Source organism: Actinoallomurus liliacearum (genome assembly GCF_039542035.1).
Lineage (GTDB): Bacteria > Actinomycetota > Actinomycetes > Streptosporangiales > Streptosporangiaceae > Actinoallomurus > Actinoallomurus liliacearum.
In genome coordinates, this window is record NZ_BAABHJ010000032.1 from 213,278 (window position 1) to 226,796 (window position 13,519).

Here is a 13,519-nt window from a genome sequence, read left to right on the forward strand (position 1 = left end):
CGGCGGCGGCGCGTTGCGCCCGCCGGTCGGCGGCGGCACGGCCCCGTTCTGCGGCAGCCCGTGCCGCCGACAGGACCCTCACCGCGGCTGCGACCCGGTCCTCGGCGGCCGCACGGGCGTCGTCCATGTGGGCGGACAGCTCGACCGCCCAGGCGGCGAGCGCGTCGGGGTCGAGGTCGGGCCGCTCGGCGCCAGCCGCCTCGGCCGCGCGGTCCGCGGTGGACCCGGCGGCGGTGCGCAGGGCCTCGGCCGCGCGCCCGGTCTCCTGGCGCCTGTCGCGCAGCCACTTCTCGACGTCGGTGAAGATCTCGGCGGCGAACAGCCGCTCCAGGACCGCGCGCCGCTTCTCGGCGTCGGCGCGCAGGAACGCCGCGAAGTCGCCCTGCGGCAGCAGCACCACCTGGCAGAACTGCTCGGCGTTCATGCCGAGCAGATCCCCGATCTTCTGGCCGGCCTCGTCGAACCGGGTCGACAGGGCCGCCCACTCACCGGCGCGCCACTCCTGGAGGAGGACCTTGGCCTTCTCCTCCGTGGTGCCGGTGCCGCGCAGCTTCGGCCGGTCCCACCGGGGCGACCGTGTGATCCGGAACCTGCGGCCGCGGATCGTCACCTCGCAGGCGACCTCGGGCGAGCGGTCGGGCGGCGCGTGGTGGCTGCGGAGGTTCTTCGCGTCGTTGCGGACGCTGGGCACCTTGCCGTACAGCGCGAAGCAGACCGCGTCGAGCACGCTCGTCTTGCCCGCGCCGGTCGGGCCGTTGATGAGGAACAGCCCCGCGTCGGACAGCGCGTCGAAGTCGATCCGCTCGGTGCCGGCGAACGGCCCGAACGCGGTGATCGTGAGGTGGTGGAGTCTCATCGGACCGTCTCCCCGCGGGATCTCACCGGGCGGGCACCGTCGTGGAGTCTCACCGGGCCGCCTCCTCGCGCCGGTAGTGCTCGAACGCCTCGTGCAGCAGCGCGCGCTCGGCCTCGTCCGGCGCCGCGCCGCGCACCTCGGTGACGAAGTCGCAGGCGATCTCGGTCTCGGAGCGGCCCTTGACCCGCTCCGCCCAGGTCCGCTCGCCGGTGTCCGCGCTCCGCTCCGGCTCGAAGGCCAGCGCGAGGACGTGCGGGAACCGCCGCCGCAACCGGTCCATGGCGCCCACGGGATGCTGAGCGTCGGTGAGCGTGACCTGCAGCCAGTGGTCCTCGTACGCGGCGAGGTTCTCGGCGGTGAGCAGGTCGTCGATGCGGCCCTCGAGCCGCTTGATCCGGCGGGGCACCGGCGCCTCGACGAACTCGGCGTGCACCGTCTCGCCGAGGTCGACCAGCCAGGTGCCCTTGGCGTGGTTCTCCTCGGAGAAGGAGTAGGCAAGCGGCGAGCCGGAGTAGCGCACGGTCTCGGTCAGCGGCTGGGCGCGGTGCAGGTGGCCGAGGGCGGTGTAGTCCACGCCGTCGAAGACGCTCACCGGGACGTTCGCCACTCCGCCGATCGCGATGTCGCGCTCGCTGTCGCTCGCCGCTCCCCCGGTGACGAACGCGTGCGCCAGGACCACCGACCGGCCGCCGCGCCCCGCCAGGTCGGCGCGGATCCGGCGCATCGCCTCGGTCAGCGCGGCGGTGTGGCCGCGCTCGGCGAGCTCCCACCGGCCACGGACGACCTCGGGCTCGAGGTAGGGGATGCCGTAGATCGCGGTGCCGTCGTCGAGGAGGACCGGCCGGCCGACCGTCTCCGGGTCGGTGCGCAGGTGCACGCCGGAGGCGTCCATCAGGTCGGCGCCGAAGCCGAGCCGCCGCGCGGAGTCGTGGTTGCCGCTGATCAGCACGACCCGGACCTTCTCGGCCAGGAGCCGCCGCAGCGCCTCGTCGCACAGGTCGACCGCGTCGACCGGCGGCAGCGCCCGGTCGTACAGGTCGCCGGACACGAGCACGCAGTCGACTCCCTCGGACCGGACCGTCTCGACGAGGTGGTCGACGAACGCCGCCTGCGCGCCGAGCATGTCCTCGCGGTGAAAGAACCGGCCGAGGTGCCAGTCGGAGGTGTGCAGGAGGCGGGGCATGCCCGGCAAGCTAACAGGCCCCGCCGACAACACGGACCTCACACGCCGCATCCGGTCCCTTTAGTGAGGAACATCCCGCTGGACGCGGAAGACCCCCGGCGAGGGACTCGCCGAGGGTCTCCGCTCTATGGGTGCTGCCGTGTCAGGCCGCCTTCCCCAGGTCGGACTTGGCGAGCAGCTGGGCCCGCTCCTCCGGGGTGGCGAGCCGCTCCCACTGCTCCAGGCTCTCCATGAGCAGGAGGGACTGGACGGTGCGGCGATTGACGAAGCGGTGTACAACGCGACGGAACTTAGGCATGGCGATATCCACTGACAGAAGATGGTTGGCGGAAGCGAGGTACCCCTATTATCGCACGTCACACCTGTTTTACCGGTCACTGGGGTGGCGTGTCGGCGAGGCTCGTCAGCGGGGTGTCGGAGTGACCAGCCCGGTCTCGTAGGCGACCATGACGAGCTGGGCGCGGTCGCGGGCGGCGAGCTTGGCGAGAAGGTTCCCCACGTGCGTCTTCACGGTCGCCGGGCTCAGGTACAGATGATCGGCGATCTCGCCGTTGGACAGGCCCCGGGCGATGAGGGTGAGCACCTCGCGCTCCCGGCCCGTCAGCCCTTCCAGCTCCCGTGCGGGCTGCCGGGCGGGCAGGGGCCGGCGGGCGAACTCCGCGATCAGCCGCCGGGTCACGGCCGGCGCGAGCAGCGCCTCGCCGGAGGCGATGACCCGGATCCCGGCGAGCAGGTCGGCGGGCGGGGTGTTCTTCAGCAGGAACCCGCTGGCCCCCGCGCGCAGCGCCGCGTGCACGTACTCGTCCAGGTCGAACGTCGTGAGGATCAGCACCCGGACGCCGGGCGGTCCGTCCGGACCGCAGATGCGCCGGGTCGCCTCGATGCCGTCCATCTCCGGCATGCGGACGTCCATCAGCACCACGTCCGGGCGCTCGCGGACGGCGAGCTCGACCGCCTCCGTCCCGGTGCCCGCCTCGCCGACCGTGAGCAGGTCCGGGACGGTGTCGACAAGGACACGGAAACTTCCGCGCAGCAGCGCCTGGTCGTCGGCGACCAGGACGCGGACGGGTGCGGTCACGGGACCTCCTTCGTCGGCCCCATGACCAAGGTGCTGTGCTTCCTGATTCCCTCGCTTCGCTCGGTCATGGATCCTCCGGGGCAGTACGGGGCAGGCGGGCGGACACCTCGAACCCGCCCTCGGGGCGCGGCCCGGCCGTCAGCGTTCCGCCGTACAGGTGGGCGCGTTCCCGCATCCCGATGATGCCGTGCCCGGGTTCCGGGGGCATCCGGTTCCCCGGCCCGTCGTCGGTCACCCGGATCCGTACTTCCTTCGCGTCGCCCGCCACGACGACCCGGCAGCGCGCCGGGGCCGCGTGCCGGACCACGTTCGTCACCGCCTCCTGCACGATCCGGTACACCGAGCGCCCCATCCCCTCGGGCAGCCCCGCCACGCCGTGCACCGCCAGCTCGACGCGGACGCCGGCGGTCGCGGCGCGTTCGCACAGCTCGGTCAGCGCGGCGAGGTCGGGAGCCGGCCGCAGGTCAGGTGACGCGTCGTCGGAGCGCAGCATGCCGAGCATGGTGCGCATCTCGCCGAGCGCGTCACGGCTCGTCGTCTCGATGACGCGCAGCGCCTCGCGTACCTCGCCGCCGGCGGCCGCGTCCCCCGCGGCGCGCGACTCGAGGACGTAGCCCGCGACCCCGGCCTTCACCCCGATCAGGCTGAGGGTGTGGGACACCACGTCGTGCAGCTCCCGCGCGATCCGCAGGCGCTCCTCGGTCACGGCCCGGTCGGCGAGTTGCTCGGCCGCCCGTGCGGCGTACGCGCGGCGTTCGCGCACGGCCCGGCCGATCGTCCACGCCCCGCCGAGCACCGGCGGGCCGATGAGGACGAAGTCGGTGGCCCCCGAGCCGCCACGCTGCCCGGCGAGGGTGGCCAGGAGCACGCCGAAGACGCTGATCCCCGCGATGACGAGCGTGGGCTCCCTGGGATGGCGACGCTCGGTCAGCGCGACCATGTACAACGCGAAGGCCGCGACGAGCAGCGGGTTCCAGCCGACGCCGGCGAGCATCGCCGCCACCGACGCCGCGAACACGATCCCGAAGACGGGCAGCGGCCACAGGCGCCGTACGGCGACGGGCACCCCGACCGCCCCGACGAGCAGGCAGGTCGCCCACATCGGCAGGTCCACCGGCCGGGCGAGGGCGACGCCGAGCAGGACGAGGGTCGATCCGACGGCGGCCACGGCATCGAGGGCGATCAACCGGCCCCGGCCGAGCCGCCGGGTGAAGACCGGATCGGGTTCGCGCACCGTCCGAACCGTACCGGCCCTCGTTCGCCCCCGCCTCCGACCCGAGTCCCTCATCCCCTGGTCGGAGTGGACCGCGCTCCGCGAGCCGCCGTACGCGCCCGGGCGGAGGCCGCGATTCCACCGCCGCTCCGAAGCGCCGGCGGCCCGCCGTACGGGAGCGTCGAGACCGTGATCGAAGTGCGGAACCTCACCAAGAGATACGGCGGCACGGTCGCCGTCGACCGGTTGTCCTTCACGGTCCGGCCGGGCCAGGTGACCGGCTTCCTCGGACCGAACGGCGCCGGGAAGTCCACCACGATGCGGATGATGCTGGGCCTCGATCGCCCGGCCGAGGGCCGGGTTCTCATCGACGGGCGGCCCTACGAACGGCTGACCGAGCCACTGCGGCGGGTCGGGGCGCTGCTCGAGGCCACGGCCGTGCACCGCGGTCGCCGGGCACAGGACCACCTGCGGTGGCTGGCACGGAGCAACCGGATCCCGGAGACGCGGGTCCGTGAGGTCCTGGCGATGGTCGGGCTGGAGGGCGTCGCCCGGAAGCGGGTCAGGGGATTCTCCCTCGGCATGTCCCAGCGACTCGGCATCGCCGCGGCGCTGCTCGGCGACCCGCCGATCCTGCTCTTCGACGAACCGCTCAACGGGCTGGACCCCGAGGGCATCGTCTGGATCCGGAATCTGCTGAAGGCGCTGGCGGCCGAGGGCAGAACGGTTCTCGTCTCCAGTCATCTCATGGGTGAGATGGCGCTGACCGCGGAACACCTCGTCGTGATCGGCCGCGGCCGGTTGCTCGCCGACACCACCGTGGCCGAGTTCGTCACCGCCCACACCCGCTCGTTCGTACGGGTCAGGACGCCCGAGCCGGAGCGGATGCGGAACGCGATCGCCGCGGCCGGCATCACCGTGACCCAGGTCGCGGACGGCACGCTCGAGGCGGACGGGACCGAGCCCGCGACGATCGGTGAGATCGCCGCCGCCAAGGGACTGATCGTGCACGAGGTCGCGATGCAGACCGCCTCGCTGGAGGAGGCGTTCATGCGGCTCACCGGGGATGTCGTCGACTATCGGGCCGGAGGTCCGCAGTGGTGAACACGGTCTTCGCGCGAGCGGCTGTGAGCGCTGAACTGATCAAGGTCCGCACCGTTCGGTCCACGGCCTGGACCCTCGCGCTGACCTTCATCCTCAGTGTGGGGCTCGGTGTCCTCTTCTGCCTCACCATTCGCCACGGCTTCGACCGGATGGACCAGCGGGCACGCGCCAACTTCGACCCCGTCACGACCGGTCTCTACAGTCTGACGCTGGGCCAGATCCCGCTGGTCGTCTTCGGCGTGCTGTGCGTCGCCACCGAGTACACCAGCGGCACGATCCGGGCCTCGCTGGCGGCGGTGCCGGACCGGGGCGTGTTCTACGGCGCCAAGGTGCTGGCCGCGACACTGCCGGCCTTGGCGTTCTCCTTGGTCACCGTCCTCGTGACGTTCTTCACGACACAGGCCGCGCTCGGCCCGCACGGCACCACCCTCGGCGAGCCGGGAGTGCCGCGCGCGGTCGCCTTCGCGTGCGTCTACCTGACGCTGCTGTGCGCCTTCGCGGTCGGCGTGGCGACCATGCTGCGCAGTACGGCGCTGTCTCTGGGGATCATGATCCCGTTGCTGTTCCTCGACTCCCAGGGGCTCGGCAACATCCCCAAGGTCCGGACGGTCGCGCAGTTCCTCCCCGATCAGGCCGGGCAGGTGATGATGCAGGCGGTGCGGCCGGATCGGTCGTACATCTCCCATCGCGACTTCGGACCGTGGACGGCGCTGGGCATCCTCGCGATCTGGGCCACGGCCGCCTGCGTCGGCGGGTACCTCGTCCTACGCCGCCGCGACGCCTGACCTCGTCGTGAGGCATGCCACGCTGGACAGGGGGCGACGGGATGGAGAAGATACCAAGCAAGCACTCGGTCAAAGCTCCTCCCGCCTCCGGAGGTACGGCATGCGTGAACACGATCGGCTCTACATCGGCGGCGAGTGGGTCGCGCCCGCCGGCACCGGCACCATCGACGTCGTCTCCCCGCACACCGAAGAAGTGATCGGGCGGGTGCCCGAGGCGACCCCGGAGGACATGGACCGGGCCGTCGCTGCGGCCCGGGAGGCCTTCGACCACGGGCCCTGGCCGCGCATGGCGCCGGCCGAGCGTGCCGCCGTCGTCGGCCGCCTCACCGAGCTGTACGCCCAGCGCCTCGGCGACCTGTCCGAGCTGATCACCGCCGAGATGGGCTGCCCGATCTCGTTCTCCCAGCTCGGCCAGACCGGGCAGGCCCAGGCCGTCTACGGCTACTTCGCCGCGCTCGGCAAGGAGATCGCCTGGGAGGAGGAGCGCGCCGGGCTGATGGGGCCGGTCACGGTCCGCCGCGAGCCGGTCGGCGTGGTGGCCGCGATCGTGCCGTGGAACGTCCCGCAGTTCATCATCGCGCTCAAGCTCGCCCCGGCGCTGATCGCCGGCTGCACCATCGTGATCAAGCCGGCGCCCGAGACGCCGCTGGACGGATACGTCCTCGCCGAGCTGCTGACCGAGGCCGGCGTGCCCGAGGGCGTCGTCAGCATCGTCGCCGCCGGGCGGGAGACCGGCGAGCACCTCGTCCGCCACCCGGGCGTCGACAAGGTGGCCTTCACCGGATCGACGGCGGCCGGCCGGAAGATCGGCGCGATCTGCGGCGAGCAGCTCAAACGCTGCACGCTCGAGCTCGGCGGCAAGTCCGCGGCGATCATCCTCGACGACGCCGACCTCGCCGCGACGATGGGCTGGCTCAAGATGGCGTCGCTGATGAACAACGGCCAGGCGTGCGTCGCCCAGACCCGGATTCTCGCCTCCCGGAACCGCTACGACGAGGTCGTCGACGCGCTCGCCGAGACCGTGCGCGGGATGAAGGTCGGCGACCCGGCCGACCCCGCCACCGAGATCGGCCCGCTCGTCGCCAAGCGCCAGCAGGAACGCGTCGAGGGCTACATCCGGATCGGACAGGAGGAGGGCGCCAAGGTCGTGCTCGGCGGCTCCGGCCGACCGTACGACCGCGGCTGGTACGTCACGCCGACCGTCTTCGCCGGCGTCACGAACGACATGCGCGTCGCCCGCGAGGAGATCTTCGGCCCGGTGCTGTCGGTGATCCCGTACGAGGACGATGCCGACGCGGTGCGGATCGCCAACGACAGCGAGTACGGCCTGGCCGGCACGGTGTGGACGGCCGACGATGACCGCGGGCTGGAGATCGCCCGTCAGGTCCGCACCGGGACGTACGGCGTGAACATGTACATGATCGAGGCGTCGTCGCCCTTCGGCGGCTACAAGGGCAGCGGCGTCGGCCGCGAACTGGGCCCCGAGGGCCTGGCCGCCTACCTGGAGTACAAGTCCATCGCCCGGATGGGCTGACCCGGAGAAGCCCCGGGGCCGGCATTCCCCCCGCCGGCCCCGGCCCGTACGATCCCGGCCATGACGATTCGGTGGGGAATCCTCGGGACCGGGGGCATCGCGCGCACGTTCACCGAGGACCTGCTCCTGCTGGGCCACAAGGTGGCGGCCGTGGGCTCCCGGGCCCCGCGGACCGCCCAGGCGTTCGCCGACCGGTACGGCATCGCGAGCGCGTACGGGTCCTACGCCGAACTGGCGGCCGACGACCAGGTCGACGTCGTGTACGTCGCCACCCCGCACAGCGGCCACTACGACGCGGCCCGCGTCTGCCTGGAGGCCGGGCGCGGAGTCCTGGTCGAGAAGCCGTTCACGACGAGGGCGGCGGACGCGGAGGCGCTGGTCGCCCTCGCCCGCGACCGCGGCCTGTTCGCCATGGAGGCGATGTGGACGCGGTTCAACCCGATCGTCACCCGGCTGCGCGAGCTGATCGCCGACGGCGCGATCGGCGACGTCAAGGCGGTCTACGCCGACTTCTCCTTCGCCGCGGACTACGACCCGGAGCACCGGCTCTGGGCGCCCGAACTCGCCGGCGGCGCCCTGCTCGACCTCGGCGTCTACCCGGTGTCCTTCGCGTGGATGCTGCTCGGCGAGCCCGACAGCGTGCAGGCGGTCGCGACGAGCGCGCCCACCGGCGTTGACGCCAACACCGGCATCCTGCTCGGCTACGCCTCCGGCGCGGTGGCGCTCCTGCACTGCGGCCTGCTCGGCGACTCGCCGCAGACCGCGACCATCGTCGGCACCACCGGCCGCGTCGAGGTCGCGTCACCGGCCTGGCGGCCGTCCGCCATGACCCTGCACCGCAAGGACGCGGAGCCGGAGACGTTCACCGCCGACCTGCCCGGCCACGGCTACACCTACCAGGCCGAGGAGGTCGCCCGCTGCCTCGCCGACGGCCGCACCGAGTCCGCCGTCCTGCCCCTCGACGAGACCGTCGCCATCGCCCGCACCCTCGACCACATCGCCGCCCGCTTCACCCCCGCGACATGAATCTCAGCAAGGGGCACCTGACAGATGAGCTGGTGGCCGAGGGGCTTCGACCAGGCTTCCTCACCGCCGATGATCGACATCACCGTCGAGGGGACGCTCACACCGAAGGCTGATCCAGGTAGCGTTCGGCGAATGCGACGTGATCAGGTGATGGAGGCCTTCAACGCGGAGGCGGAGCAGCTTTCGGCGGCGATGCGCTTTCTGGGGGAGGACGAGTGGTCGCGGCCGACGGCGTGTGATCCGTGGAACGTACGGGAACTGCTCGGTCACATGATGGTCGCCATCGACTGGCTGCCGGGAATGCTGGACGGGGATGCCCCGCCGCAGGCGACGGTCTCGGCCGCCGACTACTACCGGGGCGATGCTCGTTTCTCACCTGAGACGAACAATCGGCGTATCGAACTGGCCCGCGAACGCGCGGCACAGGCGCCCGGCGGAAAGGACCTCGTCCAGGAGTTCGACGAGGTATGGAGGACGGCGGCCCGCCTGTGCGAGAAGGAGCCTGACGATCGGGTGGTCCGCACGCGTCACGGTGATCCGATGCTGCTGACCGACTTCCTGGTCACCCGCGTGGTCGAGGTAGCCGTGCACGGCCTGGACCTCGCCGCCGCCATCGAGCGCCGGCCCTGGCTGACCGAGTCCGCCGGCCGTATGCTCACCCGGTTGCTCCTTGGCCCGCGCGGACTCGAGGAAGTGCGCCGCCTCGGCTGGGACCAGGCGACGTTCCTGCGCAAGGCCACCGGCCGGGAGCCGATGACCGACGAGGAGACCGCCGAGGTCGAGCGCGCGGGCATCCGCTGGCTGGCCCTCGGCTGAGAGCCTCAGACCCGGCCCCGGCGGACCGTCGGCACCTCAATCGATTACGGAGACTCCGCCGAGGTCGAGCCCGGTGGCGCGCGGCCGAACGCGAATGACCGATCCCCGCCCGTGGACCACCGTCAGCGGACGGCCCGGAACCACGAATAGGGGTGTGGGCCGAACCTGCCGATCGGCAGGTTCGGCGCAATCTCCCACTCCACGTCCGTCAGTTGCGCGTGCGTCATCCACGATGACCCACCGGACCAATCCCTCTCGCGAGGGCCGATCCCGCAGATCGATCACGGTTCGATGTGTGTCCTAGTGGCCTGCGGCCTGCAGTTCCCGTACCAGTCGGGCCGTCACCGGCACGAGCACACCATGCCGATCCGCCGCGCGCAGCAGCGCTCCGCCGATGGCATCGAGTTCCAGCGGCCGGCCCGCCTCCGCGTCGCGCTGCATGGAGGACTTGGCATCGGCCGGGAAGGCGTCGTAGCGCGCCAGGGCCTGAGCGGGGTCCGCCGGCGCGCCGCAGGCGCGGCTGACCGCGGCGGTTTCGGCGACCAGGCTCTCCAGCTCCTCGTGGTGGCGGGTGCGGACCTCTCCGAGGGGAGCGCCGTACCGGGTAGTGAGGAGGGCGAAGGGGGCGAGGAAGGCCATTTTCGCCCACAGGGCGGTGGTCTCGTCCTCGGTCACGCGGGCTGTCACCCCTGCGGCGGACAGGGCGGCCGCCAGGGTTTCGACGTGGGAGCGGGGTGCCGTGCCGGCGGCCAGGTCGATCTCGACGAACGGGCTGCCGTGCTCGATCACGACGGGCCCGGTGCCGCCGGAGGCAAGGCGGGTGGACTCCACGCGGATCACTCCAGGGGCCACCCGGTCAGGCTGGTAGCGAGCCCGGAGAGGCGCGGGGTGTTCGACGCCGTTCAGCAACGGTACGACGAGGGCGTCGCCGAGGACCGCGGGCGGGACGCGGGTGAGCGCGCTGTCCAGAGCGGTCTGCTTGACGGTGATCAGACACGCGTCGACCGGCTCTCGCAGTTCGGTATGCGCTTCCACTGCCGCGGTGAAGTCGCCGAACTGGCGGCTGCGTACCTCGATCCCGCCGGTGCTCAAGGTGTGTGCCGTGGCTTCGCGGGCCAGGCAGATGACGCGGTGGCCGGAGCGGGACAGCAGGGCGGCCAGCAGACCGCCGATGCCGCCCGGACCCAGAATGGCCACCGTGGGCTTGCTCGTCATGAGCGTCATGAAGTCGTCCTCTCGTAGGTCGGCCCCGGTGATCGGTGGCCGCCTTCAGGGCGATCTTCGCAGAGGCGCGCGCCACGCGTGCGACCCGGGGGTGTGGACCAGAACGCGCAGACGCGGCGTGCACTCGATACGCACAGACCACCCAACGATCACGACTCGATACGCGCCCTAGACGGATGCGCCTACAACGCTGTCGGAGATCACAGGGTTGCGAGCTTCGCGCCCAGCTTTGAGGTCGGGGCGTCGGTGCAGGGTCGCCAGGCATAGCCATCGACCTCTTCGGCCTGGAGCACGACCTTCGGCTCGTTCACCTGAAGCAGCCAGCGGAAGTCGGCGTGCCAGTGTTCGGGCTCGCCCTTGGCCGGGTTGGCCGGGATGGTGTGCAGGTCGATGTCCACCAGGGTCACGTCGTGGCCGGACTCGGCTACCGCATCGTGCCAGGAGATGCCGGTCTCCTCTTCCAGCTCCCGCAGGGCCGCACCCGGCAGGTTGAGATCCCCCGGTTCCAGATGGCCTCCTGGAAGTAGCCAGCGCCCGAGTGCCTTGTGCTGAATCAGCAGCAGGCGCCCGTCCTGGTCGATCACGACGGCCCCGCACGTGACGTGCCCGCCGTTGAACTCCTTGCGTGAGGTCAGCTCGGCTCCGGCCTCCACAGCCTCGGACAGGGGCCGAAGATGGTCGGCCTCGTCGGGGTTGCGGTCCAGGTAACGGGCCAGGGTGGAACGGATCTCCTCGGTGCCGATGCTCATTGTGTCCCATCGAAGTAGTGCAGCCAGGTGGCCGCGATCAGGCTGCGTTCGGTCGCGTCCAGTTCGTGTAGTCCGGGTTCGTGGGCGGCGGCGGCCAGGGACCCGAGCGCGGCCAGGATCTCGGCCTGCACGAGGAAGATGAAAGCACCGACGCTCGCGCCGTGGAGGAAGTTGACGGCATTCCCGTCGGCCAGAAGGTAGAAGTAGTGCCCGGTTCGGGTGTATCGGGTGATGTGTTCCTCGGTCGGGGTCCGCTCGTACAGCCCGTCTAGGGCTCCCAGTTCCAGTTCGTCATCGCTGCTGGTCACGCTGGCGATGTACGCGCCGTTGGGGATTCTGGCGAAGTCGTCTTCGCGCAGCGCCAGGTTCCCGGTGGCGCACACGATCACTCCGGCCCCCGCGATGGCCTGAGCCAGGGTGGAGGTGGTGCGGAACCCTTGAGAGAGGGCTTGTGTCCGCCGGATGGGGTCGGAATCGTAGACGGTCACGCCGACGTGCTTGGCGTGGAGCATCGCCGCCACCGACCGGCCCAGCTTCCCGTACCCGATGACGGCCGCCGGGCGGCCCTGCAGGATGTCGCCCCGCGTCCGGATCAGCGCCTCGGCGGAAAAGGTGACCGACTGTCCGACGAGGTAGTCCTCTGGGTCCTTGAGCGGTGAGCGGGCGACGCTGAACACCGGACACGGCAGCTTGCCCAGCGCCGCGTACCGCTGGTGTCCGTTCTCGGTGTCCTCCACCACTCCGACGATCTGGCCGGAGAAGTTAGCGCACACGTGCTCTAGGGCAGGCGCGAAGTATCCCCCGACATCCAGCAGCGCGATCCGCCGCCCCGCCGCTCGCGACTCCAGATACTCCAGCGCACGGATCGGGTCGGCGAATGCTGCACGCTCCAGACCGTCCACCGGCAAGAAAGCCGCGACCTCCTCCAGTGCCCGCGCGTCGATCGACTTCGGCTTGGGCAGGACGGCGGCGATCTCGGCCAGCCGCCCGACCGCCCGCAGGAATGCGGGCCGTTCCCCGAGCAGGTGGCTGATCACGAGTGCGGACACCGGCTCGGGCATCCGGTAACGATTGGTGATCTTGCGGAAGAACGCATCTACTCGCAACAGTTCGAAGTCCTCCAGCGCGGTCATGCGTTCCCCCGCCGCTTGTCCGATATCCCCAAGGAACTCTCCTCGCCCGTACGCTTCGAAGTGACGGCCGGTCGCCACGCTGCTGGATACGGCCAGGTCGCCGCCGCCAGGACCGCCTGGGTCAGCTCGTCGGCGTCCATGGCCTCGACCAGCCGCCACTCTTGCGCGACCCACGCCAACGCCCACCACGAGCGCGTACGGATGCCGTACCAGAACACCAGGCCGGGGAACCGTCGCCGAAGCACGATGACCGGATCGGCCGTCGTCGTCCCCGCCTGGCCACCGGGCAGGTGGGTCGTGGCGGGAGCGCGCTGCAGGGCCTGATCCGCCCTCTTGGCCGATGGCCGGATTCGGTGTCGCGGTTCTTGAGGTAGTCGGCCAGGCATGCCGCCGCGCCGACCGGGTCGTCCACCGGGTGCCGCGCCAGGTCGTCCCGCCGCCACACGAACGACCCGGCGTCGATCTCGACCCATACCTTCCGGTCGGTGAGGTCGCCGCGAGCCGACAGCGCCGGCCGCGCGTCGCTGACCCCCACGTGTAGGTCCAGCTTCGCCAGCTCCCGGCACAGTTCGACCAGCCGGTGCATATCCCGGCTGTGGCTTTTTCCGTTCATCATTCGTTGTTCCTCGTTCGGGTGTCCTGACGCTTGCCGCCGAGCGTGAGTCGGCTTCCTGTTCGCCATGTGAACCCACCACCCACCGTTGGGGGAACCGGCTGCCCGCATGACGCACGCCCGTTTGCAGAAGATGCGAATCGGGGTGCACATGCCGAACTGCCCACTTACTCTGAGTGAGGAAAGCGTGGTGATCAGCAGGTGG

General features: G+C 71.2%; 12 protein-coding genes and 1 pseudogene. 5 read left to right on the plus strand and 8 right to left on the minus strand.

Features of this window, described 5'->3' with window-relative positions; translation table 11 throughout:
* From ABD978_RS36190 to ABD978_RS36210, 5 genes and pseudogenes are all read right to left on the minus strand, one after another.
* A pseudogene (locus tag ABD978_RS36190) lies at nt 1–856 on the minus strand (AAA family ATPase); the annotation flags it as partial.
* Between the two features lie 49 nt (nt 857–905).
* On the minus strand, nt 906–2,039 hold the full coding sequence (locus ABD978_RS36195; protein WP_345364750.1) for an exonuclease SbcCD subunit D: 1,134 nt from the start codon (nt 2,037–2,039) through the stop codon (nt 906–908).
* A gap of 142 nt (nt 2,040–2,181) precedes the next feature.
* Nucleotides 2,182–2,337 (minus strand): hypothetical protein, encoded by a 156-nt coding sequence (locus ABD978_RS36200; protein WP_345364752.1) that lies wholly within the window; start codon nt 2,335–2,337, stop codon nt 2,182–2,184.
* Between the two features lie 105 nt (nt 2,338–2,442).
* On the minus strand, nt 2,443–3,117 hold the full coding sequence (locus ABD978_RS36205) for a response regulator (RefSeq protein WP_345364754.1): 675 nt from the start codon (nt 3,115–3,117) through the stop codon (nt 2,443–2,445).
* A gap of 64 nt (nt 3,118–3,181) precedes the next feature.
* Nucleotides 3,182–4,351 carry a sensor histidine kinase gene (locus tag ABD978_RS36210; RefSeq protein WP_345364756.1) on the minus strand — a complete coding sequence of 390 codons (1,170 nt, stop codon included), beginning with the start codon at nt 4,349–4,351 and terminating at the stop codon, nt 3,182–3,184.
* Nucleotides 4,352–4,519: 168 nt separating this feature from the next.
* Here ABD978_RS36210 and ABD978_RS36215 point away from each other — a divergent pair, with 168 nt between their 5' ends.
* The 5 genes from ABD978_RS36215 to ABD978_RS36235 all read left to right on the plus strand — a co-directional run bounded on the left by ABD978_RS36215 (nt 4,520) and on the right by ABD978_RS36235 (nt 9,595).
* Nucleotides 4,520–5,434: an ABC transporter ATP-binding protein gene (locus tag ABD978_RS36215; RefSeq protein WP_345364758.1), complete on the plus strand. Its 915-nt coding sequence runs from the start codon at nt 4,520–4,522 to the stop codon at nt 5,432–5,434.
* Nucleotides 5,435–5,457: 23 nt separating this feature from the next.
* Complete coding sequence (locus ABD978_RS36220; RefSeq protein ID WP_345364760.1) at nt 5,458–6,219, plus strand: ABC transporter permease subunit; 762 nt, start codon at nt 5,458–5,460, stop codon at nt 6,217–6,219.
* Between the two features lie 100 nt (nt 6,220–6,319).
* Complete coding sequence (locus ABD978_RS36225; protein ID WP_345364762.1) at nt 6,320–7,753, plus strand: aldehyde dehydrogenase; 1,434 nt, start codon at nt 6,320–6,322, stop codon at nt 7,751–7,753.
* Nucleotides 7,754–7,813: 60 nt separating this feature from the next.
* Nucleotides 7,814–8,779, plus strand: coding sequence for a Gfo/Idh/MocA family protein (locus tag ABD978_RS36230; RefSeq protein WP_345364764.1), 966 nt, complete (start codon nt 7,814–7,816; stop codon nt 8,777–8,779).
* A gap of 132 nt (nt 8,780–8,911) precedes the next feature.
* Nucleotides 8,912–9,595: a maleylpyruvate isomerase N-terminal domain-containing protein gene (locus tag ABD978_RS36235; protein ID WP_345364766.1), complete on the plus strand. Its 684-nt coding sequence runs from the start codon at nt 8,912–8,914 to the stop codon at nt 9,593–9,595.
* Between the two features lie 300 nt (nt 9,596–9,895).
* Here ABD978_RS36235 and ABD978_RS36240 read toward each other — a convergent pair whose 3' ends face one another.
* The 3 genes from ABD978_RS36240 to ABD978_RS36250 all read right to left on the minus strand — a co-directional run bounded on the left by ABD978_RS36240 (nt 9,896) and on the right by ABD978_RS36250 (nt 12,779).
* Entirely contained in the window at nt 9,896–10,819 is a 924-nt protein-coding gene (locus tag ABD978_RS36240) for a ketopantoate reductase family protein (protein WP_345364768.1), read from the minus strand.
* Between the two features lie 200 nt (nt 10,820–11,019).
* Nucleotides 11,020–11,568, minus strand: a complete 549-nt coding sequence (locus tag ABD978_RS36245; protein ID WP_345364770.1) for an NUDIX hydrolase — start codon at nt 11,566–11,568, stop codon at nt 11,020–11,022.
* The gene (locus ABD978_RS36250) at nt 11,565–12,779 is read right to left on the minus strand and encodes an adenosylhomocysteinase (RefSeq protein WP_345364772.1); all 1,215 of its coding nucleotides are present in this window, start codon (nt 12,777–12,779) and stop codon (nt 11,565–11,567) included. The genes ABD978_RS36245 and ABD978_RS36250 overlap by 4 nt, the downstream gene beginning before the upstream one ends.
* Nucleotides 12,780–13,519 lie beyond the last annotated feature (740 nt).

Bases quoted from the DNA above. Each gene is read 5' to 3' on its own strand.
- ABD978_RS36230 (WP_345364764.1), top strand. From the start codon at position 7,814: ATGACGATTCGGTGGGGAATCCTCGGGACCGGGGGCATCGCGCGCACG.
- ABD978_RS36235 (WP_345364766.1), top strand. From the start codon at position 8,912: ATGCGACGTGATCAGGTGATGGAGGCCTTCAACGCGGAGGCGGAGCAG.
- ABD978_RS36225 (WP_345364762.1), top strand. From the start codon at position 6,320: ATGCGTGAACACGATCGGCTCTACATCGGCGGCGAGTGGGTCGCGCCC.
- ABD978_RS36245 (WP_345364770.1), bottom strand. From the start codon at position 11,568: ATGAGCATCGGCACCGAGGAGATCCGTTCCACCCTGGCCCGTTACCTG.
- ABD978_RS36240 (WP_345364768.1), bottom strand. From the start codon at position 10,819: ATGACGCTCATGACGAGCAAGCCCACGGTGGCCATTCTGGGTCCGGGC.
- ABD978_RS36200 (WP_345364752.1), bottom strand. From the start codon at position 2,337: ATGCCTAAGTTCCGTCGCGTTGTACACCGCTTCGTCAATCGCCGCACC.
- ABD978_RS36195 (WP_345364750.1), bottom strand. From the start codon at position 2,039: ATGCCCCGCCTCCTGCACACCTCCGACTGGCACCTCGGCCGGTTCTTT.